Origin of the sequence: Hydrogenophaga sp. (assembly GCF_025699295.1) — a bacterium.
Lineage (GTDB): Bacteria > Pseudomonadota > Gammaproteobacteria > Burkholderiales > Burkholderiaceae_C > Hydrogenophaga.
Genome location: NZ_JAILWB010000001.1, coordinates 291,370 through 312,280, shown reverse-complemented (window position 1 = coordinate 312,280; position 20,911 = coordinate 291,370). Strand labels below are relative to the sequence as shown.

20 protein-coding genes are annotated in these 20,911 nt (G+C 66.3%); 8 read left to right on the top strand and 12 right to left on the bottom strand.

Features of this window, described 5'->3' with window-relative positions; genetic code table 11:
• Window positions 1-205: 205 nt before the first annotated feature.
• From K5880_RS01495 to K5880_RS01450, 10 genes are all read right to left on the bottom strand, one after another.
• The gene (locus K5880_RS01495) at window positions 206-682 is read right to left on the bottom strand and encodes a nucleoside deaminase (protein WP_297647713.1); all 477 of its coding nucleotides are present in this window, start codon (window positions 680-682) and stop codon (window positions 206-208) included.
• The gene (locus K5880_RS01490) at window positions 679-1,446 is read right to left on the bottom strand and encodes an ABC transporter permease (RefSeq protein WP_297647710.1); all 768 of its coding nucleotides are present in this window, start codon (window positions 1,444-1,446) and stop codon (window positions 679-681) included. Before K5880_RS01490 ends, K5880_RS01495 begins: the two co-directional genes overlap by 4 nt.
• 19 nt (window positions 1,447-1,465) lie before the next feature.
• Window positions 1,466-2,287: an ABC transporter ATP-binding protein gene (locus K5880_RS01485; RefSeq protein ID WP_297647707.1), complete on the bottom strand. Its 822-nt coding sequence runs from the start codon at window positions 2,285-2,287 to the stop codon at window positions 1,466-1,468.
• A 69-nt stretch (window positions 2,288-2,356) separates the two neighbouring features.
• Complete coding sequence (locus K5880_RS01480) at window positions 2,357-3,391, bottom strand: ABC transporter substrate-binding protein (RefSeq protein ID WP_297647704.1); 1,035 nt, start codon at window positions 3,389-3,391, stop codon at window positions 2,357-2,359.
• Window positions 3,392-3,678: 287 nt separating this feature from the next.
• Window positions 3,679-5,160, bottom strand: coding sequence for a nucleobase:cation symporter-2 family protein (locus K5880_RS01475; protein ID WP_297647701.1), 1,482 nt, complete (start codon window positions 5,158-5,160; stop codon window positions 3,679-3,681).
• 181 nt (window positions 5,161-5,341) lie between these two features.
• Complete coding sequence (locus K5880_RS01470; protein ID WP_297647699.1) at window positions 5,342-7,630, bottom strand: NADP-dependent malic enzyme; 2,289 nt, start codon at window positions 7,628-7,630, stop codon at window positions 5,342-5,344.
• A gap of 101 nt (window positions 7,631-7,731) precedes the next feature.
• Window positions 7,732-8,991 (bottom strand): M20/M25/M40 family metallo-hydrolase, encoded by a 1,260-nt coding sequence (locus K5880_RS01465; protein ID WP_297647696.1) that lies wholly within the window; start codon window positions 8,989-8,991, stop codon window positions 7,732-7,734.
• Window positions 8,992-8,997: 6 nt separating this feature from the next.
• The gene (gene uraD / locus K5880_RS01460; RefSeq protein WP_297647694.1) at window positions 8,998-10,782 is read right to left on the bottom strand and encodes a 2-oxo-4-hydroxy-4-carboxy-5-ureidoimidazoline decarboxylase; all 1,785 of its coding nucleotides are present in this window, start codon (window positions 10,780-10,782) and stop codon (window positions 8,998-9,000) included.
• A 10-nt stretch (window positions 10,783-10,792) separates the two neighbouring features.
• Complete coding sequence (gene puuE / locus K5880_RS01455; protein WP_297647692.1) at window positions 10,793-11,746, bottom strand: allantoinase PuuE; 954 nt, start codon at window positions 11,744-11,746, stop codon at window positions 10,793-10,795.
• Window positions 11,743-12,408 (bottom strand): GntR family transcriptional regulator, encoded by a 666-nt coding sequence (locus K5880_RS01450; RefSeq protein WP_297647689.1) that lies wholly within the window; start codon window positions 12,406-12,408, stop codon window positions 11,743-11,745. The genes puuE and K5880_RS01450 overlap by 4 nt, the downstream gene beginning before the upstream one ends.
• Before the next feature lie 72 nt (window positions 12,409-12,480).
• On the opposite strand from K5880_RS01450, the gene uraH reads away from it, so the two are divergent.
• A complete protein-coding gene (gene uraH, locus K5880_RS01445; protein ID WP_297647687.1) occupies window positions 12,481-12,834 on the top strand; it encodes a hydroxyisourate hydrolase in 354 nt (117 codons plus the stop codon).
• Between the two features lie 64 nt (window positions 12,835-12,898).
• On the opposite strand, the gene K5880_RS01440 is transcribed toward uraH, so the two are convergent.
• A complete protein-coding gene (locus K5880_RS01440; RefSeq protein WP_297647684.1) occupies window positions 12,899-13,438 on the bottom strand; it encodes a hypothetical protein in 540 nt (179 codons plus the stop codon).
• 177 nt (window positions 13,439-13,615) lie between these two features.
• On the opposite strand from K5880_RS01440, the gene xdhC reads away from it, so the two are divergent.
• The 7 genes from xdhC (at window position 13,616) to K5880_RS01405 (ending at window position 19,884) form a co-directional block, all read left to right on the top strand.
• Window positions 13,616-14,458 (top strand): xanthine dehydrogenase accessory protein XdhC, encoded by an 843-nt coding sequence (xdhC, locus tag K5880_RS01435; protein ID WP_297647810.1) that lies wholly within the window; start codon window positions 13,616-13,618, stop codon window positions 14,456-14,458.
• A gap of 147 nt (window positions 14,459-14,605) precedes the next feature.
• A complete protein-coding gene (locus K5880_RS01430; RefSeq protein WP_297647681.1) occupies window positions 14,606-15,802 on the top strand; it encodes a urate hydroxylase PuuD in 1,197 nt (398 codons plus the stop codon).
• Between the two features lie 80 nt (window positions 15,803-15,882).
• Window positions 15,883-16,989 carry an S-(hydroxymethyl)glutathione dehydrogenase/class III alcohol dehydrogenase gene (locus tag K5880_RS01425; RefSeq protein WP_297647678.1) on the top strand — a complete coding sequence of 369 codons (1,107 nt, stop codon included), beginning with the start codon at window positions 15,883-15,885 and terminating at the stop codon, window positions 16,987-16,989.
• The gene (gene fghA, locus K5880_RS01420) at window positions 16,989-17,840 is read left to right on the top strand and encodes an S-formylglutathione hydrolase (RefSeq protein ID WP_297647675.1); all 852 of its coding nucleotides are present in this window, start codon (window positions 16,989-16,991) and stop codon (window positions 17,838-17,840) included. The genes K5880_RS01425 and fghA overlap by 1 nt, the downstream gene beginning before the upstream one ends.
• Window positions 17,841-17,843: 3 nt before the next feature.
• Window positions 17,844-18,503, top strand: coding sequence for an HAD-IA family hydrolase (locus K5880_RS01415; protein ID WP_297647672.1), 660 nt, complete (start codon window positions 17,844-17,846; stop codon window positions 18,501-18,503).
• Between the two features lie 7 nt (window positions 18,504-18,510).
• Entirely contained in the window at window positions 18,511-18,891 is a 381-nt protein-coding gene (locus tag K5880_RS01410) for a Rieske 2Fe-2S domain-containing protein (RefSeq protein ID WP_297647669.1), read from the top strand.
• 12 nt (window positions 18,892-18,903) lie between these two features.
• Window positions 18,904-19,884 (top strand): S49 family peptidase, encoded by a 981-nt coding sequence (locus K5880_RS01405; RefSeq protein ID WP_297647666.1) that lies wholly within the window; start codon window positions 18,904-18,906, stop codon window positions 19,882-19,884.
• Here K5880_RS01405 and galE read toward each other — a convergent pair.
• Window positions 19,872-20,903: a UDP-glucose 4-epimerase GalE gene (gene galE / locus K5880_RS01400; protein WP_297647663.1), complete on the bottom strand. Its 1,032-nt coding sequence runs from the start codon at window positions 20,901-20,903 to the stop codon at window positions 19,872-19,874. The genes K5880_RS01405 and galE overlap by 13 nt on opposite strands.
• Window positions 20,904-20,911: the final 8 nt, after the last annotated feature.

The window sequence follows — 20,911 nt, the reverse complement described above, 5'->3', positions numbered from 1 at the left end:
GTCCCCCTGCCCACCGATGACCTTTTGGCTTTCGCTACGTGGGTGGGCCACCGCGCCACTCGCTCGCGGGTGCAAGGCGCTCTGTGTAGCGAAGTCAAGGAGGAGGACCGGGCGTAGCCCGGTCCGGGGGACATGAGCGGAACAGAGCGCCTTGTGCCCGCGAGCCTGCGAGGTGCAGGCAAGAAGCACCACGTGGACCGGCACGTCAGCGCGAAGCCCAGAACCCCTGGTGTGGCTCCAGCATCTCGGCCTCCAGCTCGGGCACGGGCCCGATGACCTCGATGTTTTTCTGTCCACGTGCCAGCACCTCGCGGCAAGGCAGGGACAGCGTCGGGTTCTCGTCGTGGTTGCCGGTCAGCGCGAGCAAAGCCTCTTCACTCGCGCCATAGACCACACGCCCGATGTTCGCCCAGTAGAGCGTGCCCGTGCACATCGCGCACGGCTCGAAGGTCGTCACCAGGGTGCAGCGCGCGAGGTACTCGCCGGGAAAGTTGTCGGCCACGGTGCGCGCCAGCGTTGACTCCGCATGGTTCACCGTATCGATGTTGCCCTGCTCGGCCAGCACCGTCTCGCCGTCGGGCGCTACCAGCAAGGCACCAAAGGGATGGCGGCCCATGCCCGCCGCACGGCGCGCCACCTCGTTGGCGCGGCGCAAGTGTCTTGACACCTGCTCCGGGCTCATGTGTTCTGCGAGCCCCGGTGCGCCCAGCCCGTGGTGTGCTTCTCGATGAAACTGAACAGCTCGTACATCACCATCGCCATCACGCCCACCACCAGCAGGCCGCTGAACGCCAGGCCCATCTGCATCGACGAACCGGCCGAGATCAACAGGTAGCCGATGCCCTCGTTCGACGCCGTCATCTCGGACACCGTGGTGCCCACGAAGGCCAGCGTGATGGCCACCTTGAGCGAGCCGAAGAAGTAGGGCATGGAGCGCGGCAGGCCGACCTTGATCAGCACATCCCAGCGCTTGGCGCCGAGCACGCGCAGCACGTCCTCCAGCTCGGGCTCCAGCGTGGCCAGACCGGTGGCGATGTTCACCATGATGGGGAAGAAGCTGATCAGAAAGGCCGTGAGGATGGCCGGGCCCACGCCGATGCCGAACCACACGACCAGGATCGGCACGAAGGCCGCCTTGGGCAGGGCGTTGAAGGCCGTCATCAGCGGGTAGACCGCCGCGTAGGCCAGGCGCGAACTGCCGATCAGGAAACCCAGCAGCACCCCCACCACGATGGCGATGCCGAAGCCCGCCATGGTGACCCAGTAGGTGCGCCAGGCGTGACCCAGGATGGTGACCTTGTGCTCCAGCGTCTGTTCCCAGATGCGCGAAGGGCTGGGGAAGATGAACTCGGAGACACCGAAGCCGCTGGTGATGACTTCCCAGATGACGACGATGGCCAGCAGCAGCAGCAGCGGCGACCAGCGTTCCATGTGTTTGGTTTTCATGGTGAATATCCTCGCGCGCTCACTGGTTGACGGGGGTGCGCATGGCACCGATGTGGCCACGCAGTTCGAGCACGATGTCGGAGAACTCCTTGGTGTAGGTCACTTCCAGCTCGCGCGTGCGCGGTATCGGGATCTCGCGCTGCACCACGAAACGCCCCGGGCTCTTGCTCATGCAGTAGACCGTGTCGGCCAGGAAGACCGATTCGCGCAGGTCGTGCGTGACCAGGATGACGTTGAAGCGCTGCGCCTCCCAGAGGTCGCGCAGCGTGCACCACAGTTCCTCGCGCGTGAAGGCGTCGAGCGCGCCGAAGGGTTCGTCGAGCAGCAGCATCTTGGGTTCGTGGATGAGCGCGCGGCAGATGCTGGCGCGCTGTTGCATGCCGCCCGAAAGCTCCCAGGGAAACTTCTTTTCCATACCGCCCAGCCCTACGCTGGCCAGCAGCTTCTTCGCGCGTTCCTCGAACTCCTTGCGGCGGTCCTTGAACTGGCTGCGGTACGGCTCGACGATCTCCAGTGGCAGCAGCACGTTGTCCAGCGTGGTGCGCCAGGGCAGCAGGGAAGGCGCCTGGAAGGCCATGCCCGAGATTTTCAGCGGGCCGGTGACGGGCTGGCCGTCGATGCGGATCTTGCCCATGCTGGGCATGCGCAGGCCGGTGGTGAGCTTCATGAAGGTGGACTTGCCGCAACCCGAAGGGCCGACGATGGCGATGAACTCGCCATGTTTCACCTGCAGGTTGATGTCCTCCACCGCGAAGACGTTCTTCGCCAGCAGGTCGTCGTTGTAGGCCAGCCAGACCTGGTCGAAATCGACGAAGGGCTGTTCGCTGGAGGTGTCTTGCATGGGGTCTTCCTGAAAAAAAGGCCAGCCGCCGCAGGGAGGCTGGCCTGGGCCAGAGGCCTTTGGGGGTGCTTACTTCTTCGCCGGCGGCAGGATGTTGAGGTCGGCCGCGGCGGGCAGCATCGAACCGTTCCAGACTGCGGCCGGATCGATGCGGGTCTTGGTGCCGTAGGCATCGGACACCTGGGAGGCCATCAGCGAGAGGCGACCCGGGTTGACCTGGCCGAAGCCTTCCTTGCGCGCGTCCGGGCTGGCGATCACGGAGTCGATGGCCATGGCCAGGCGGCGGGTCTCCAGCGGCACGTTGATGATGCCGTCGCGCGCCTTCACGGTTTCGATGCTGGCAGCGGGGTTGGCGATGACTTCCTTGGCGCCCTTGGCGAATGCGGTGAGGAAGGCTTTCACGGCGGCCGGGTTCTCCTTGATCATCTTCGGCGAGGCAATGATGACGTTGCCGTACAGTTTCACGCCGTGGTCACCGTAGGGCATGATGACCACGTCCTCGGGCTTGACGCCGCGCGCTTCCAGGTTGAGCAGCGAGGTGAACGAGAAGCCGGTGATGGCGTCGATGTCGCCGCGCACCAGCATGGTCTCGCGCAGCGGCGGGTCCATCGAGGTCCAGTTGGCGGTGGTGATGTTGTTGGCCTTCTGGAAGATCGGGTAGGCCTTGCGTCCAGCGTCGAACACCGGCGCGCCAAGCTTCTTGCCGTTGAGGTCGGCGGGCTTGGTGATGCCGCTCTTCCTGAGCGCGAGCACCGCGGCCGGCGTGTTGTTGTAGACCATCATCACGGCCACCGGCTTGTTCGGGGCGTCCGGGTTGTTGGCGTGGAATTCCATCAGGGCGGCGAGATCGGCAAAGCCCATGTCGTAGCTGCCTGAGGCCACGCGCGTGACGGTGCCGCCCGAGCCGTTGCCGGAGTCGATCGTCACGTCCAGCCCGGCGGCCTTGAAGTAACCCTTGGCGGCAGGCTGCAGGAACAGCGCGGCAGGACCTTCGAAACGCCAGTCGAGCTGGAACTTGATGGGCGTCTGTGCGTGGGCGCTGCTGCCGAAGGCGGCTGCGGCGACCAGCGTGGCGGCGGTCTTGATGAAATGGCGCTTGTTCATGGTTTCTCCTGGGAAAGGCGGGTTGCAGGGAGTGGCTCTGTCGTCACCCGGGCGTACGGCAGTGTCAGCAATAAAGGTGCCAACCGCGCGCACAAGGGACATCGGGCGCCCGCGCGCCTTTTGAGCACAGAATGTGTATACAGATTTTCGCCGGACGGGGTTGAGGCGGCATCGAGGCTAACCCTAAATGGTGCGCACCACATCGGGGCTTGCACCAGATCAGGGTGGCTCGGTGCATGAAAAAAGGCCCCGGGGTGGGGCCTGTCGTGAGGGGCAGGTCGGCCGCTTCAGTGCGCGTCGGCCTGCTTCGCCGCGTGGATTGCCGCGGTGGCGTCACCCCGGCTGCCGTTGAAATACAGGTTGAGCACCACGGCGCTGATGGAGGCCAGCAGGATGCCGGACTCGATCAGCGGGTGGATGGCGTGCGGCATCCACTGCTTGAAGTTCGGCGCGACCAGCGGGATCATGCCGAAGCCGATCGACACCGCCACGATGAACAGGTTGTTGCGGTTGCCCTTGTAGTCCACACCGGCCAGGATGCGGATGCCGGTGGCCGCGACCATGCCGAACATCACCAGGCCCGCGCCGCCGAGCACGAAGGTGGGCAGCGATTCGACCAGCGCGGCCATCTTGGGCAGCAGACCGAGCACGATGAGGATGAGGCCGCCGGCCACGCAGACGAAGCGGCTCTTCACGCCGGTGACGCCGACCAGGCCGACGTTCTGGGAGAAGCTGGTGTACGGGAAGGTGTTGAAGATGCCGCCGATGAGCGTGCCCAGGCCGTCGGTGCGCAGCCCGGCGGTGAGTGATTTCTGGTCGACCTTGCGCTCGGTCATGTCGCCCAGCGCGAGGAACATGCCGGTGGATTCGATCATCACCACGATCATCACCAGGCTCATGGTCAGGATCAGGATGGGGTCGAAGACAGGCGCGGCGATCTCGAACGGCAGCACCAGATCGAACCACTGGGCCTTGCCGACCTTGTCGAAATGCATCAGGCCAGCCGCGGTGGCGATGGCACCACCGATGACGATGCCCAGCAGCACCGAGATGTTGGCGATGAAGCCCCGGGCGTACTTCGCGATGAGCAGGATCGCGGCCAGCACGATGGCGGCGATGGCGATGTGGGGCGCCTGGGCATAGGCCGGGTTGGGCACGCTGCCCACGATGGCCATGCCCCTGGGTATCTCGGGCACCGCGCCGCTGGCTGAGGCCTGCTTCACGGTGTCGAGCCACTGCAGGTGTTCGGGGTTGGGGATGCTGGGCGCGGTCGGGCCGAAGGGGTTGCCGAAGATCCAGTTGATGCCGATGCGCATGAGGCTGATGCCGATCACCGCGATGATGGTGCCGGTGACCACGGGCGGGAAGAAGCGCAGCATGCGGCTGACGACGGGTGCGATGGCGATGGAGACCACGCCCGCGCCGATGATGGAGCCGAAGATCAGACCCGCGCCCTGCACACCCGGGTTGCTGTTGGCCATGGCGACCATGGGCGCCACGGAGGCGAACGTCACGCCCATCATCACCGGCAGCTTGATCCCGAACCATTGCGTGGCGCCGAGTGACTGGATCAGTGTGACCAGACCACAGCAGAACAGGTCGGCCGAGATCAGCATGGCCACCTGCTCGGGGCTGAGCTTGAGCGCGCGGCCCACGATGAGCGGCACGGCGACTGCGCCGGCGTACATCACCAGCACGTGTTGCAGGCCGAGGGCGGTGAGCTTGCCGGCGGGCAGGACTTCATCAACCGGGTGGACGGGGGTGGACATGGAGGGCTCCTTGGGCGTGAACGGGCTTCAATGCATGCAAATGTGTATACAGTTTATGTGTACGAACGAATGATGGGCAGCTAGGGGAAACCCGGTTTCTGACCGGTGGTGGACAGCCAGACGGCGGGGTCAGAAACGAAAAAGGGGCGCCGCAGCGTCCCTCAGGGCGGTTCGAGCGCGCTCAGTTCCGGGTGGCGCTGCTGGCCGCCGCCAGCGCCGTCATGTTGAGTACGCGCCGCACCGTGGCCGCCGGCGTGAGGATGTGCACGGGAGCCGCCGAACCCATGAGCACCGGGCCCACGGTGACGCCGCCGCTGGCGGTGGTCTTCATCACGTTGTAGAGGATGTTGGCCGCGTCCAGGTTGGGGCAGATCAGCAGGTTGGCCGCGCCCGAGAGCGTCGTCTCGGCCAGGTAGGCGTGGCGGATCTCGGGCTGCAGCGCGGCGTCGCCGTGCAGTTCACCGTCGCATTCGATGCCCGGGTGCGCGGCCACGAACAGGTCGCGCGCCCGCGCCATCTTGCGCGCCGAGGCGCGCTTGCTCGACCCGTAGCTCGAGTGCGATAGAAAAGCCACCTGCGGCGGCAGGCCGAAGCGCTGCACTTCCTGCGCGGCCATCCAGGCGATCTCGGCCAGTTCCTCGGCGCTCGGGTCTTCGTTGACGTAGGTGTCGGCGATGAAGATCGGGCCGCGCTGTGTCATGAGTGCGTTCACGGCGGCATACAGCCCGGCGCCTTCGCGGCGCCCCAGCACGTGGTCGATGCGCTCCAGGTGCGTCATGTAGCTGCCCACCAGGCCGCAGATGAGCGCGTCGGCGTCGCCGAGCGAGAGCATGAGCGAACCGATGATGGTGTTGGAGCGGCGCACCGCGGCCTTGGCGACCTCGGGGGTTGCGCCATCGCGGCCCATGAGCTTGTGGTAGTGCTCCCAGTACTGGCGAAAGCGCGGGTCGTCCTCGGGGTTGACGTTCTGCACGTCCTGCCCGAGCTTCATGCGCAGGCCCGCCTTGGCGATGCGCGCCTCGATCACGGCCGGGCGGCCGATCAGGATCGGCAGGGCGACCTGGTCGTCGATCGCCATCTGCGCGGCGCGCAGCGCGCGCTCGTCCTCGCCGTCCGCATAGGCCACGCGCGCCTTCTTCGTCTGTGCCTTGGCGGCGTTGAACACCGGCTGCATCAGGATGCCGGTCTGGTAGACGAAGCGGCCCAACTGCTGGCGGTAGGCGTCCATGTCGGCGATGGGGCGTGTGGCCACGCCCGAGTCCGCCGCAGCCTGCGCCACGGCGGGTGCGATGCGAAGGATGAGGCGCGAGTCGAAGGGTTTGGGGATCAGGTAGTCGGGGCCGAAGCTCAGGTCCTGCCCCGCGTAGGCGCTGGCGACCTCGTCGCTGGTCTCGCTCTTGGCCAGGTCGGCAATCTGGCGCACGCAGGCCAGCTTCATTTCCTCGGTGATGCGCGTGGCGCCGCAGTCGAGCGCGCCGCGGAAGATGTAAGGGAAGCAAAGGACGTTGTTGACCTGGTTCGGGTAGTCGCTGCGGCCGGTGGCGATGATGCAGTCAGGCCGCACGGCCTTGGCCAGTTCGGGCCGGATCTCGGGCTCGGGGTTGGCCAGCGCGAGCACGATGGGTTTCGGGCCCATGGTCTTCATCATCTCGGCGGTGAGCACACCGGGCGCCGAGCAACCCAGGAACACGTCGGCGCCATTGACCGCGTCGGCCAGCGTGCGTTTGTCGGTCTTTTGCGCGTAGCGCGACTTGGATTCGTCGTAGCCACCAGGGCGGCCCTCGTACACCACGCCCTTGGAGTCGCAGACGTAGATATGCTCGCGCTTCACGCCCAGGCCAACCATCACGTCCAGGCAGGCGATGGCGGCCGCGCCCGCGCCGCTGACCGCGAGCTTGACCGAGGCGATGTCCTTGCCCACCAGCTCCAGGCCGTTGAGCAAGGCGGCGGCCGAGATGATGGCTGTGCCGTGCTGGTCGTCGTGGAAGACCGGGATGCCCATGCGTTCGCGCAGCTTCTTCTCGATGTAGAAGCACTCGGGCGCCTTGATGTCTTCGAGGTTGATGCCGCCCAGTGTGGGCTCGAGCGCGGCGATGATTTCGACCAGCTTGTCCGGGTCCTTTTCGTCGAGCTCGATGTCGAACACGTCGATGCCGGCGAACTTCTTGAACAGGCAGCCCTTGCCCTCCATCACCGGCTTGGCCGCCAGCGGTCCGATGTCGCCCAGACCGAGCACGGCCGTGCCGTTGGTGACCACGCCGACGAGGTTGCCGCGCGAGGTGTACTCGGCCGCCATCGCGGGGTCGGCCTCGATCGCCAGGCAGGGGTAGGCCACGCCGGGTGAGTAGGCCAGCGAGAGGTCGCGCTGATTGGACAGGGGCTTGGTGGGTGTGACGGAAATCTTGCCGCGGTTCGGTGTGCGGTGGTACTCGAACGCGGCGTCGCGCAGGGCTTGTTCGGCAGGGGTCATGTTGTCTCCAGGGGGCATGTATGCGTGTTCATTGTGTCACGCACACGGCCCTGGGGCGCCCCGGCGGGCGCGGTGTTTCACGGGTGATTCCGCAGGGGGATTCAGCCGGGTTGCAGCAGGTCGAACAGCGTGCGCGCGATCACCTTGGTGGCGCGCCGCAGGTCTTCCAGCACCAGGTGCTCGTCGGCGCGTTTGGCGTTCGATTCGCGCACCGTGCGCGGGCCCGCGCCGTAGATCACACCGGGGATGCCGCGCTCGACGTACAGGCGCACATCGGTGTAGAGCGGCGTGCCCACGGCGGGAATGGCTTCACCGAACACGGCCTGACCGTGCTTCTGGATCGCCTGCACCAGCGGCTGGTTGCCTGGCAGCGGCTTCATGGCGCGAGCGAGCAGGATGCGGCGCACATCGACCTTCAGTTGTTTGCCGCCACGGGGCGGCTGGAAGCTGGCGGCCGCCTGCTCGATGGTGCGGCGCAATGAGGCTTCCACCTCGGCCGGGTCTTCCTCGGGGATCATGCGACGGTCGACCTTGAGCACCACCTTGCCCGGGATCACGTTGGTGTTGGTGCCGCCATGGATCTGGCCGACGTTGAGGTAGGGGTGCGTGATGCCTTCGACGCTGGACGTGACCTTGAGGTAGTCGGCGTTGAGCGCGTACAGCGCGTTGAGGATGTGGGTGGCGCCCTGCAGCGCGTCGGTGCCGCTGTCGGGAATGGCGGCGTGCGCCATGTCGCCGTGCACCGTCACTTCCAGCTGCAGGCAGCCGTTGTGCGCCACCACCACCTGGTAGCTGAAGCCTGCGGCGATCATCAGGTCGGGTTGGGTCAGGCCTTTGTTCAGCAGCCAGTCGGGGCCAACCTCGCCACCGTATTCCTCGTCGTAGGTCACGTGCAGTTCCACGCCACCAGCGAGCTTCGCGCCCAGCGAAGTGCTGACGGATTCCAGCGCGCGGATGGCAAAGCTGAAGCTGGCGATGTCGCACTTGCTCACCGCGGTCGCGCGGCCGTAGATCCTGCCGTCCACGACCTCACCGCCATAGGGGTCGTGCGTCCAGCCTTCGCCGGGTGGCACCACATCGCCGTGCGCGTTGAGCGCAATGGTCCTGCCCGGGCCGTAGGGCCGGCGCACGATCAGGTTGGTGATGCTTTGCAAGCCGGCTGCCTGCACCTCGGCCGCGGGCACGGCATGTTTCTCAGCCTGCAGGCCCATGGTGGCCAGCAACTCGGCGGTACGTTCGGCGTGCGGCGCGTTGTTGCCGGGTGGCGTGTCGGTGGGCACGCGCACGAGCTCCTGCAGGAAGCGCACTTCCTCGTCGAAGTGGGCGTCGATCCAGGCATCCAGTTGTTGTTCGTGTGTCATCGGGGTTCAGGGCTGGTGTTCGGTGGCGAGTTGGTCGAGCAGGTGCGAGAAGGCGTTCACGCAGAGTTCCATGTCGTCGCTGGTGGTGGACTCCAGCGGGTTGTGGCTGATGCCGCTGTTGAGGCCTCGCACGAAAAGCATGGCCTGCGGCATCACCTCGTGCAGCTTCATGGCATCGTGGCCGGCCCCACTGGGCATGCGGTGCAGCGGCACGCCCAGTGCCTTCACGGCGCGTTCCCAGCGCGACTGCCAGGCGGGCGCACTCGGGGCGGCGGCGGCGCGCATGGTTTCCTCGGTGCTGATGGCGATGCCGCGCCGTTCGCAGATGGCGCGCAACTGCGCGAGGATGTCGCGTTCCAGCGCATCGCGCTGCGCGTCGCTGGGTGCGCGCAGGTCGAGCGAGAACAGACAGCGGCCGGGTACCACGTTGATAGAGCCTCCGGGCACCTGCAGCATGCCGATGGTGGCGACCGAGTCGCCGTCGGCGCCGGCACGCTGCTCGGCGTAGAGCGCGATTTCGGCCACGGCGCTGGCCGCGTCACGGCGCCGGTCCATGGGCGTGGTGCCGGCGTGGCTGGCCATGCCAATGGCCTCGCACAGATAGCGCACGCTGGCGTTGATGGAGGTGACCACGCCCAGGGGCAGGTCCATCTCGTTGAGCACCGGGCCCTGTTCGATGTGCACCTCGACGAAGCCCAGGTAGCGCGACGGATCGCGCTGCAGCGCACCGATGGCGTCCAGCGCGGCGGGCAGGCCGGCGTGCTGCATGGCCGCGCGCATGGTCATGCCCTCGGCGTCCTGCTGGTCCAGCCAGGCCGGGTTGAAGTGGCCCGTGAGCGCGCCCGAGCCGAGGAAGGTGGCCTTGTAGCGCTGGCCTTCTTCTTCGGCAAAGCCCACGACCTCGATGGCGAACGGCAGGCGCCTGCGGGCTGCATGGAGCTGTTTCACACACGCCATGGGAACGAAGATGCCCAGGCGGCCGTCGTACTTTCCACCGTTGCGCACGGTGTCGTAGTGGCTTCCGGTGAGGAGGACAGGGGTCTGCGGCGTGGCACCGAAGTACCTGCCCACCACATTGCCCACCGCATCGATGTTCACCTCATCGAATCCGCACTCACGCATGCGCGCTACCAGATCGGTGGCGCAGGCGCGGTGCGCATCCGTCAGGTACGTCACCGTGAGCTGCCCCTGTTCGGCGAACCCGGGGTCGCTGTGGCGAGCCAGGTCTTCGTGCCAGTCCCAGACCTCGTTGCCGACCACCGGCTCGAAGCCGAACTTGTCGTTCAGGCGGATCTCGGCGATTCGGTGGATGTTGCGCAGGCACTCGGCGCGCTCGAAGTCCACCGGGTTGCCCAGGCGGCGCTCGAACGTCGCAATGATCTCGCGCTTGGCGAGACCCGTGCCGCGCGGGCCGCGCACCGCGAGGATGAACGGAAAGCCGAACTTCGCGTTGTAGTTCGTGTTGAGCCGCTGGATGTGCGCGAACTCCTCGGGTGTGCAGTTCGTGAGACCGGCCTTCGTCTGTTCGTGGGTGGATTCGGCGGTGAGCGACTGGCTCACCATCGCCTTGCCGGCGAGTTCGGGGTGGGCGCGGATCAGTGCGAGCTGCGCGTCCACGCCGGCTTGCGCGAGCACGGTCACCATGGCGTGCTTCAGCGCGGCCAGCGACGCGAATGGGCGCTGTGCCAGCGCCTGCTCCGCGATCCAGGGCGAGTGCTCGTACAGGCCGTCGAGCATCTGCGTGGCCTCGGCGAGCGGGGCTTGGTTGAGTTGGTCCAGGGTGATGGGCATGGCAGCGGTCTCAGGCGGCGGAAGCGGGATGTGTGGCTTTCCAGTGGCGCGCGATGTCCAGGCGCCGCGCGACCCACACCCTGTCGTGTTGCTGGATATGGTCGAGGAAGCGCTGCAGGGCAGTGATGCGCCCGGGGCGGCCGAGCAGGCGGCAGTGCATGCCGATGCTCATCATCTTCGGGCGGTCCAGCCCGTCGGGGTCGCCTTCGGCGTAAAGCGCATCGAACGTGTCCTTCATGTACTGGAAGAACGGGTCGGCATGCGAATAACCCTGCGGCAGCGCGAATCGCATGTCGTTGCAGTCCAGCGTGTAGGGCACGATGAGCTGCTGCGTGTCGCTGCCGTCGCTTCTGCTCACCTTCATCCAGAAGGGCAGGTCGTCGCCGTAGTAGTCGCTGTCGTATTCGAAGCCGCCATGGTCGACCACGAGGCGGCGCGTGTTCGGGCTGTCGCGCCCGGTGTACCAGCCCAGCGGCGGGCTGCCGGTGAGGTGCTCGATGATCTGCATCGCCTGCGCCATGTGGGCGCGCTCGGTGGCCTCGTCCACGTTCTGGTAGTGGATCCATTTCAGGCCATGGCAGGCGATGTCGTACCCCAGCTCCAGGAAGGCCGCGGTCACGTCCGGGCTGCGCTGCAGGGCGGTGGCCACGCCGAAGACGGTGAGCGGCAGGCCGCGCCGCTCGAACTCGCGCAGGATGCGCCAGACACCCGCGCGCGAGCCATATTCGTAGATGCCCTCCATGCTGATGTGCCGCGCGGGAAAGGCCGCCGGGTTGAACATCTCGGAGAGGAACTGCTCGGACGCGTCGTCGCCGTGCAGCACGCTGTTCTCGCCACCCTCTTCGTAGTTCAGCACGAACTGCACGGCGATGCGCGCGCCGTTTGGCCAGCGCGCGTGCGGCACGTCGCGGCCATAGCCAGCCAGATCGCGGGGATAGGATGCGGTGGAGTCGTACAAGGTCATGACAGGGCCATGGAAATGTCGTTGGTGGGGACCTTGCGGTCGAAGGTCAGGTTTTCCTCGACGTGCAGCAGGTGCTCGTTCATCAGGCGCACCGCCAGCTCCTCGTCGCGCGCAGCCAGCGCCTTGACGATGTCGGCGTGTTCTTCGCTGGAATGCTCGGCGGCCTGGTTGCTCTGGTACATGAGGGTGATCAGCGCGCAGCGCGAGATGAGTTCGCGCAACAGCTCGGCCAGCACCTGGTTGCCCATGAGTTCGGCCATGCGCACATGGAAGTCGCCCAGCAGTTCGGTGCGCCCGGCCACGTCCTCGTTGGTCACTGCCAGCTTTTCCTGCGCCACGTGCTCGCGCAACGCCTTGATCTTGGCGTTGGTGACGGTCTTGACGAAGGTGCGCGTCATCTCCACTTCGAGCATGCGCCGCACCGCGAACACCTGCTGGGCCTCCTGCACCGAGGGCGTGGCCACAAAGGCGCCGCGCGCGGGCTCCAGCCGGATCAGCCGGTTCTGCGACAACTGGAACAAGGCCTGGCGCACCAGGGTTCGCGAGACGCCGAAATGGTCGGCCAGTTTCTGCTCGGCCAGCTTGGTGCCGGGGTGCAGGCGGTGCTCAACGATCGCCCGCGTGAGCGATTCGACGATGTGCAGGGTGCTGGAGGTTTCCATGCGGCCATCATATCCAGAAAAACAAAAAGTGTATACACTTTCGGTCGACCATCAACACTGGAAGGACACGCCATGGGATTGAGCACGCACGTTCTGGACACCATGCACGGCTGCCCCGCAGCCGGCATGGTGGTGGAGCTGTACACCACGCAGGGCGAGCAGGCTGCGCTGGTCAAGCGCTTCACGCTCAATGCCGACGGCCGCAACCCCGACGGCATGTTGTACGACCACGCCAGCCTCAAGACCGGTACCTATCGCCTGGTGTTCGACGTGAAGGGCTACTTCGCCGCCCGGGGCGTGGTACTGCCCGAGCCCAACTTTCTCGGCCGCGTGGCGCTTGATTTCGGCGTGGCGCATGCGGACCAGCATTACCACGTGCCGCTGCTGGTGAGCCCCTGGAGCTATTCGACCTACCGGGGCAGTTGAACGGGAGGGCGAAAAAAAGCCCGCCGGGTGGCGGGCTTTCAGGTGGGCTCGGTGAACGCCCTGTTCAGCGGTCGCGCTGGCCTTCGGTGAGCGTGTCGAGCTGGAACTGGCCGCTCTCATGCCAGAGCCAGGTGTCGGTGTAGCTCACGCTGCCCATGCGCACGGGCGCCGGGAAGGGGGCTGCGGCGCGCACCGTGCGCTCGATCTCCACGCGGCTGCCGGCGTGGCTGGGCGGGCGCAGCCAATTCAGTTGCCGGATGTTGCCGAGCTCGTCGATGTCGAGCCGCATGACGCCCACACCCTGCAGCAGGGGGGGCATCTTGCCCTTGTAGATGCGGTGGCTGTTGCTGCCGTAAATGTGGCGCGCACCATCCTTGCGGTAGTCCATCGGCGAGACGGCGTGCGACACGTGCTTGGGCGTGGGACGCACGCTGACCGGTGGCGGCGGTGCCGGCACCGGGGCCGGCGGTGGCGGTGGCGGTGGGGGAGGAGGAGGGGGCAGCGGCGCGGCGCAGGCGGCCAGCAGGGCGGCGGTGCAGACGCCCATCCAGCCCCAGGGGGCGCGGGGCTGGGCGGGGCTGGGTGCGGGTTCAATGTGTCTCATGTGGGCAGACCTGTGTAGCTGAACGGGCGCCAGGCGGTGGACTTCGGGTGGACCATATGGCGAGGCGGATGGAGTGTATGGGCGTTTTCGACAGGGCGTGGGTACAGTACGGCGGATACTGGTCGACCTTGGCTGCGATTACGTATCCATACAAATTCTTTGACGTCGACGCCACAGATGTTTGCAGAGCTTGAAGCCTTTCTGGCGCGTCTGGCGACAGAGCGCGCCGTGCTCGTGACAGTCGGTTCCACGCGGGGTTCAGTGCCTCGCGAATCGGGTGCGTGGATGGCGGTTTTCCCGTCCGCGACCGACGGCGCGATCGGCACGATCGGCGGTGGTCATCTGGAGTGGGACGCTCTGCGCCGCGCGCGCGATGCGCTGGCACGCGGACCTTCCGACGCGTCGACCACATGGGAGCAAGCGGTCGTTCTCGGCCCGAGCCTGGGGCAGTGCTGCGGGGGCGCGCTCGTGCTGCACTTCGAAGTCGTTGACGCTTCGCGCATACCGCTCTTGCGTGAGCGCCTGAATGCCGGACACACGCCGCTGGCCCTGTTCGGCGGCGGGCACGTGGGGCGCGCGCTGGTGCAGGCGCTCGCGCCGCTGCCCTTCGACGTCACCTGGATCGACAGCCGCGACGAGGTGTTTCCGCGCGAACTGCCGGCGCACGTGCGCACCGAACATTCGGACCCGGTGCATGCGGCGGTGCGCGATCTCGCCGCCGGATCGTGCGTGCTCATCATGAGCTTCTCGCACGCCGAGGATCTGGACATCGTCGCTGCCTGCCTGCAGCGGCTGCGCGAACGCGTGGACCTCGGCTTCATCGGCCTCATCGGCAGCGCCACCAAGTGGGCCACCTTCCGCAGCCGCCTGCGCCAGCGCGGCTTCAGCGACGACGAGCTGCAGCGCATCACCTGCCCGATCGGGCTGCCCGGCATTGTCGGCAAGCAGCCTGCGGTGATCGCGGCGTCGGTGGTGGCGCAGTTGTTGCTTGGCATGGAGACTCGAAAGAGCGGTATTTGACTGCTTGAATGTTTTCAAAAACTGTATACACTTTGGCCGATCGGTCGCAGCGGAGCAGGTGTCTTGACGACACCCGATCGCGGCCCTCAGACGACTCAGAGCGCCCGCGGTGGTGAGTCGCAAGTCCTGACCTTGCCTCGAGGTGCCATGGAAACTTATCTGCTCGACTGGGCCAACCTGTTGCTGCGCTGGCTGCACGTGATCGTCGCCATTGCCTGGATTGGCTCCTCCTTCTATTTCGTGTTTCTCGACAGCAGCCTCACACCACCCGAGGACGAACAACTGAAGAAGGACGGTGTCAGCGGCGAACTCTGGGCCGTGCACGGCGGCGGTTTCTACCACCCGGTGAAGTTCGCGGTCTCGCCCCCGAAGCTGCCCGACCACCTGCACTGGTTCTACTGGGAGAGCTATTCCACCTGGCTCTCGGGCTTCGCGCTGTTTCTCATCTCCTACATCTGGAGTCCGAGCGTCTACCTGATCGATCCCAAGGTGTTCGACTGGTCGCCCGCCGCCGCCATCACCACCGCACTGGCCTTTCTGGTGGTGTTCTGGCTGCTCTACGACGCGATCTGCCGCGCGCTGGGCCAGAAGAAAAACGGCGATGCCAAGGTCGGCGCGCTGGTGTTGGTGCTGGTCTGCGTGGCGGCCTGGCTTGCCACGCAGCTGTTTGCCGGGCGCGCGGCCTTCCTGCTGGTGGGCGCGATGATCGCCACCGCCATGAGCGCAAACGTGTTCTTCTGGATCATCCCGGGCCAGCGCACCGTGGTGGCCGACCTCAAGGCGGGACGGCCGGTGGACCCGATCCACGGGCAGCGCGGCAAGCAGCGCAGCGTGCACAACACCTACTTCACGCTGCCGGTGCTGTTCGCCATGCTGAGCAACCACTACAGCTTCACCTATGCGCACGAGCACAACTGGCTGATCCTGATCGGCATGATGTTCGCAGGCGCGGCCATCCGCCAGTTCTTCGTCATGCGCCACGGTTTCAAGCTCGGCCGCAACCCGCACCCCTGGCCGTATGCCGCGGCCGGCGTGGTCGTGCTGGTGGCACTGATCGTCTGGCTCAGGCCCGCACCGGTGCAGGCGGTGGCCGTGCCCGATGCCGTGAGCTACGCGCAGCTCAAGCCGGTGCTGGAGCAGCGCTGCGTGATGTGTCACGGCGAGGCGCTGCAGTCCAAGAACGTGCGGCTGGACACACCCGAAGCGCTCCGACAGCACGCGCAGTCGGTCTACCAGCAGGTGGTGGTGACGCGCCTCATGCCGATGAACAACGCCACCGGGTTGACGGAAGAAGAGCGCGCCCTGATCGGGCAGTGGTTCAAGGGTGGTGCCAAGCTCGATTGAAGCAATGGCGGTGCGTGCGGGGGGTATGTGAACTGCGGTAACCTCATGACCGATTTCACAACCTCCGAGCAAGGCACACCATGAAGACACAAGCCGCCGTGGCCTGGAAAGCAGGCCAGCCCCTGACGATCGAAACCGTGGACCTGCAAGGGCCGAAGTTCGGCGAAGTGCTCGTGGAGATCAAGGCCACGGGTATCTGCCACACCGACTACTACACGCTCTCGGGCGCCGACCCCGAGGGCATCTTCCCGGCCATCCTGGGCCACGAGGGCGCGGGCATCGTGGTGGATGTGGGCCCGGGCGTGACCAGCCTGAAGAAGGGTGACCACGTCATTCCGCTGTACACGCCCGAATGCCGCCAGTGCAAGTTCTGCCTGAGCCGCAAGACCAACCTGTGCCAGTTGATCCGCGGCACGCAGGGCAAGGGACTCATGCCCGACGCCACCAGCCGCTTCAGTCTTGACGGCAAGCCCATATTTCACTACATGGGCACCAGCACCTTCAGCAACTACACCGTCGCGGCCGAAATCTCGCTGGCGAAGATCCGCGAGGACGCACCGTTCGACAAGGTCTGCTACATCGGCTGCGGCGTGACCACCGGCATTGGCGCGGTGATCTTCACCGCCAAGGTGGAAGCCGGCGCCAACGTGGTGGTGTTCGGTCTGGGTGGCATCGGCCTGAACGTGATCCAGGGCGCGAAGATGGTCGGCGCTGACAAGATCATCGGCGTCGACCTCAACCCCGAGCGCGAGGCCATGGCCCGCAAGTTCGGCATGACGCACTTCCTCAACCCCAAGGACCACGAGAACATCGTCGACGCCATCGTGCAACTCACCGACGGCGGCGCCGACTACTCGTTCGAGTGCATCGGCAACACCCAGGTGATGCGCCAGGCGCTGGAGTGCACGCACAAAGGCTGGGGCCGCAGCATCATCATTGGTGTTGCCGAGGCGGGCGCGGAGATCAGCACGCGGCCGTTCCAGCTCGTTACGGGCCGCAAGTGGGAAGGCTCGGCCTTCGGCGGCGCGCGCGGCCGCACGGATGTGCCGAAAATCGTGGACTGGTACATGGAAGGCAAGATCAACATCGACGACCTCATCACCCACAAGCTCAAGCTGGCCGACATCAACGAAGGCTTTGCGCTGATGAAGCGCGGCGAGTCGATCCGCAGCGTCGTGGAGTTCTGATGGCGGCTGCCATCGAGACATTGAGCGAGCACCGCTGCTTCGGTGGTGTGCAGGGCTTTTACCGGCATGCCTCGCAGGCGATCGGCCTGCCGATGAAGTTCGGTGTGTTCGTGCCGCCGCAGGCCGCGCGGGGGCCGGTGCCGGTGTTGTTCTATCTTGCCGGACTGACCTGCACTGAAGAGACCTTTGCGATCAAGGCCGGCGCGCAGCGCATCGCTGCCGAGCTCGGCCTCATGCTGGTCACGCCCGACACCAGCCCGCGCGACACCGGCATTGCAGAGGCCAGCGCGGCCTGGGACTTCGGCCACGGCGCGGGTTTCTACCTCGACGCCACCGAGGCACCCTGGGCGAAACACTTCCGAATGGAGAGCTGGATCACCCGGGAGTTGCGCGACCTGGTGCTGGTGGCGTTTCCCGCGAGGGCCGATCGCGTGGGCATCTTCGGCCATTCCATGGGCGGGCATGGTGCACTCACACTGGCGCTGCGCCACCCGGACCTGTTCCAGAGCGTTTCCGCGTTTGCACCGATTGCCGCGCCCATGCAGTGCCCCTGGGGCGAGAAGGCATTCACCGGCTACCTGGGGGCGGACCGCGCCGCCTGGGCCGCACATGACGCCACCGAGCTCGTGAAGGCCGGACACAAGGCGCCCCATCTGCTGATCGACCAGGGCCTGGCCGACAACTTCCTGGCGACGCAACTGCACCCGCATCTGTTCGAGGCGGCTTGCGCCGAGGCGGGTCGGTCGCTCACACTGCGCCGGCACGATGGGTACGACCATGGTTACTACTTCATCGCGTCCTTCATCGAAGACCACCTGCGCCATCATGCACAGGCGCTCACCACGGCCTGATCCATGCGCCCGCGCCGGTTCGACCTCATCGCCTTCGACTGGGACGGCACCCTGTTCGATTCCACCGCCCTGATCGCGCGCTGCATCCAGGCCGCGGTGGTGGACGTGGGCGGTACGCCGCCCACGCGGGAAGCCGCCAGCTACGTGATCGGCATGGGCCTGATGCAGGCCCTGGCGCATGCTGCGCCGGATGTGCCCCCCGAGAAATACCCCCTGCTGGTCCAGCGCTACCGGCATCACTACCTCGTGCAGCAGCACGACCTGAGTCTGTTCGAGGGGGTGTTGCCGCTGCTGGCGGAGCTCAAGAGCCGCCACCACTGGTTGACTGTGGCCACCGGCAAGAGCCGCGCCGGATTGAACGAGGTGTTGCGCACGGTGGAGTTGCACGGCGTATTCGACGGCTCGCGCACGGCCGACGAGACAGCTGGCAAGCCGAATCCGCGCATGCTGCATGAGCTCATGCGCGAATTCGGTGTGGAACCTGATCGTGTGCTCATGATCGGCGACACCACGCACGACCTGCAGATGGCGGTGAACGCCGGTTGCGCGAGCGTGGGCGTGAGCTATGGCGCCCATGAACCAGCCACGTTCGCGGTGCTAAGTCCGCTGCACGTGGCGCACTCGGTGCGCGAACTGCACGACTGGCTGATTCAGAACGCCTGAGGATGCGATGAGCGCTCCCGCCGACGATCCGGTCTACGCACTGTGCAACAGCGGGGACCTGCTCGATGGCGGGCGGGCGGTGTCGTTCGACGTGGTGTATGCGGGCCAGTCCTGCCGTGCGTTCGCCATCCGCTATGAGGGGCGACCGCACGCCTACCTGAACCGCTGTGCCCACGTGGCGATGGAGATGGACTGGCAGCCTGACCAGTTCTTCGACGACAGCGGCCGCTGGTTGCTGTGTGCCACGCATGGCGCTGTCTATGAGCCGGACACCGGGGATTGCAAGGGCGGACCATGCCGTGGCGGGCTGGTCAAGATCGAACTGGTCGAGCACGACGGGGTGGTGCACTGGCGGTCACAATACCACCTCAAACCCCCTGAATTCTGAGAGCGACCGATCATGAACGACGACTTTCCCGGCCCTTCCGCCCATACTGCCAGTGACCGCACCCAGGAGGTGGCCTGGGAGCGAGCGACGCTCGAAAAGCTCGTGTTCGCCACGATCCGTGAGCAGCAGGCCGCGCGCCGCTGGAAGATGTTCACCCGACTGGTGTGGCTGGCGATCCTGGGCGCGATCATCTGGTTTGTCTATACCAGTAACACGTCCACGGCCGTGAGCACGCCGCACACGGCCGTGGTCGACGTCAAGGGCGAGATCGCGAGTGGCGCCGAGGCCAGTGCCGAATACGTGGTGGCGTCGTTGCGCTCGGCGTTTGAAGACGACGGTGCGCAGGCGGTGGTGTTGCTGATCAACTCGCCCGGCGGCAGCCCGGTGCAGGCCGGCATCATCAACGACGAGATCACGCGGCTCAAGGGCCTGCACAACAAGAAGGTCTATGCGGTGGTCGAGGAGACCTGTGCCTCGGCGGCTTACTACATCGCTGCGGCTGCCGACGACATCTACGTGGACAAGGCCAGCCTGGTGGGCAGCATCGGCGTACTCATGGACGGGTTCGGCTTCACCGGCCTGATGGACAAACTCGGCATCGAGCGCCGCCTCATGACCGCAGGGGCCAACAAGGGCATGCTCGACCCGTTCAGCCCCCTGGACGAGAGTCAGCGTGCTTACATGCAGCAGATGCTGGGCGAGATCCATGCCCAGTTCATCGAGGTGGTGAAAAAGGGCCGAGGTGATCGCCTGAAGGACAACGGCGACACCTTCAGCGGCCTGGTGTGGAACGGCCAGCAGGCGGTCAAGCTGGGCCTGGCCGATGGTCTGGGCAACCTCGACTACGTGGCGCGTGAAATCGTCAAGGCCGAAGAAATCGTGGACTACACGCAGCGCGAGAACGTCGGTCTGCGCCTGGCCAAGCGCTTTGGCGCCAGCGTGGGTGAAGGCATCTTTCTCGCGGCACGCGCCGCGGGTGTTCAGCTGCGGTAGCCCGACGGGTTGCCGCTCTGCCAGCGCCAGGCGTCAGCGCACATTTCGTCCAGCGTGTGCCGCGCCTGCCAGCCCAGCAATTGCCGGGCACGCGCCGGGTCGGCCCAGCACTGGGCCACGTCGCCCGCACGACGCGGCGCGATCCTGTAGGGCACGGGGCGGCCACTGGCCTTCTCGAACGCGCGCACCACGTCGAGCACGCTGTAGCCGCGGCCCGTGCCCAGGTTCACCGTGAATCGCTCGCCCCGTCCCAGCAGCGCCTTGAGCGCAGCCACATGGCCGGCGGCCAGATCCTGCACATGAATGTAGTCGCGCACGCCGGTGCCGTCGGGCGTGGGGTAGTCGTTGCCGTACACGTTGAGGTGCTCGCGCTGGCCCACCGCCACCTGGGCCACGTAGGGCATGAGGTTGTTGGGAATGCCGGCCGGGTCCTCACCAATCAGGCCGCTCGGGTGCGCGCCCACCGGGTTGAAGTAGCGCAACGTGCCCACGCGCCAGGCCGGGCGGGCCAGGCACAAGGCGCTGAGCATGTCCTCGATGACCAGCTTGCTGTGGCCGTAGGGGTTGGTGTGGCTGCGAGGAAAGTCCTCGGTGATCGGCACGGAGGCCGGGTCGCCGTACACCGTGGCGCTGCTCGAGAACACCAGTGTGGGTGCGGCGTAGGCGTCTTCCGCATGCACGGTTTCCATCGCACGCAGCAGGCTGACCGCGCCGCCGATGTTGTTGTGGAAGTACTTCAGTGGCTGCGCCACGCTTTCGCCGACGGCCTTGTCGCCAGCGAAATGCACCACCCCGACCGGGCGGTGGCGGCGCAATACGTCTTCCAGCCAGGGTGTATCCAGCACGTCGCCCCGCTCCAACGGCAGAGTGTGGCCGGTGATGTGTGCCAGGCGATCCAGCACCACCGGGTGGCTGTTGGCGAAGTTGTCCAGCACCACGGGCTCGAAGCCAGCCTCGATCAGACCGATGGCCGTGTGGCTGCCGATGTAGCCCGCGCCGCCGGTGAGCAGGATCTTCATGGATGTCA

Bases quoted from the DNA above. Each gene is read 5' to 3' on its own strand.
- K5880_RS01495 (WP_297647713.1), bottom strand. From the start codon at position 682: ATGAGCCCGGAGCAGGTGTCAAGACACTTGCGCCGCGCCAACGAGGTG.
- K5880_RS01490 (WP_297647710.1), bottom strand. From the start codon at position 1,446: ATGAAAACCAAACACATGGAACGCTGGTCGCCGCTGCTGCTGCTGCTG.
- K5880_RS01485 (WP_297647707.1), bottom strand. From the start codon at position 2,287: ATGCAAGACACCTCCAGCGAACAGCCCTTCGTCGATTTCGACCAGGTC.
- K5880_RS01480 (WP_297647704.1), bottom strand. From the start codon at position 3,391: ATGAACAAGCGCCATTTCATCAAGACCGCCGCCACGCTGGTCGCCGCA.
- K5880_RS01475 (WP_297647701.1), bottom strand. From the start codon at position 5,160: ATGTCCACCCCCGTCCACCCGGTTGATGAAGTCCTGCCCGCCGGCAAG.
- K5880_RS01470 (WP_297647699.1), bottom strand. From the start codon at position 7,630: ATGACCCCTGCCGAACAAGCCCTGCGCGACGCCGCGTTCGAGTACCAC.
- K5880_RS01465 (WP_297647696.1), bottom strand. From the start codon at position 8,991: ATGACACACGAACAACAACTGGATGCCTGGATCGACGCCCACTTCGAC.
- uraD (WP_297647694.1), bottom strand. From the start codon at position 10,782: ATGCCCATCACCCTGGACCAACTCAACCAAGCCCCGCTCGCCGAGGCC.
- puuE (WP_297647692.1), bottom strand. From the start codon at position 11,746: ATGACCTTGTACGACTCCACCGCATCCTATCCCCGCGATCTGGCTGGC.
- K5880_RS01450 (WP_297647689.1), bottom strand. From the start codon at position 12,408: ATGGAAACCTCCAGCACCCTGCACATCGTCGAATCGCTCACGCGGGCG.
- uraH (WP_297647687.1), top strand. From the start codon at position 12,481: ATGGGATTGAGCACGCACGTTCTGGACACCATGCACGGCTGCCCCGCA.
- K5880_RS01440 (WP_297647684.1), bottom strand. From the start codon at position 13,438: ATGAGACACATTGAACCCGCACCCAGCCCCGCCCAGCCCCGCGCCCCC.
- xdhC (WP_297647810.1), top strand. From the start codon at position 13,616: ATGTTTGCAGAGCTTGAAGCCTTTCTGGCGCGTCTGGCGACAGAGCGC.
- K5880_RS01430 (WP_297647681.1), top strand. From the start codon at position 14,606: ATGGAAACTTATCTGCTCGACTGGGCCAACCTGTTGCTGCGCTGGCTG.
- K5880_RS01425 (WP_297647678.1), top strand. From the start codon at position 15,883: ATGAAGACACAAGCCGCCGTGGCCTGGAAAGCAGGCCAGCCCCTGACG.
- fghA (WP_297647675.1), top strand. From the start codon at position 16,989: ATGGCGGCTGCCATCGAGACATTGAGCGAGCACCGCTGCTTCGGTGGT.
- K5880_RS01415 (WP_297647672.1), top strand. From the start codon at position 17,844: ATGCGCCCGCGCCGGTTCGACCTCATCGCCTTCGACTGGGACGGCACC.
- K5880_RS01410 (WP_297647669.1), top strand. From the start codon at position 18,511: ATGAGCGCTCCCGCCGACGATCCGGTCTACGCACTGTGCAACAGCGGG.
- K5880_RS01405 (WP_297647666.1), top strand. From the start codon at position 18,904: ATGAACGACGACTTTCCCGGCCCTTCCGCCCATACTGCCAGTGACCGC.
- galE (WP_297647663.1), bottom strand. From the start codon at position 20,903: ATGAAGATCCTGCTCACCGGCGGCGCGGGCTACATCGGCAGCCACACG.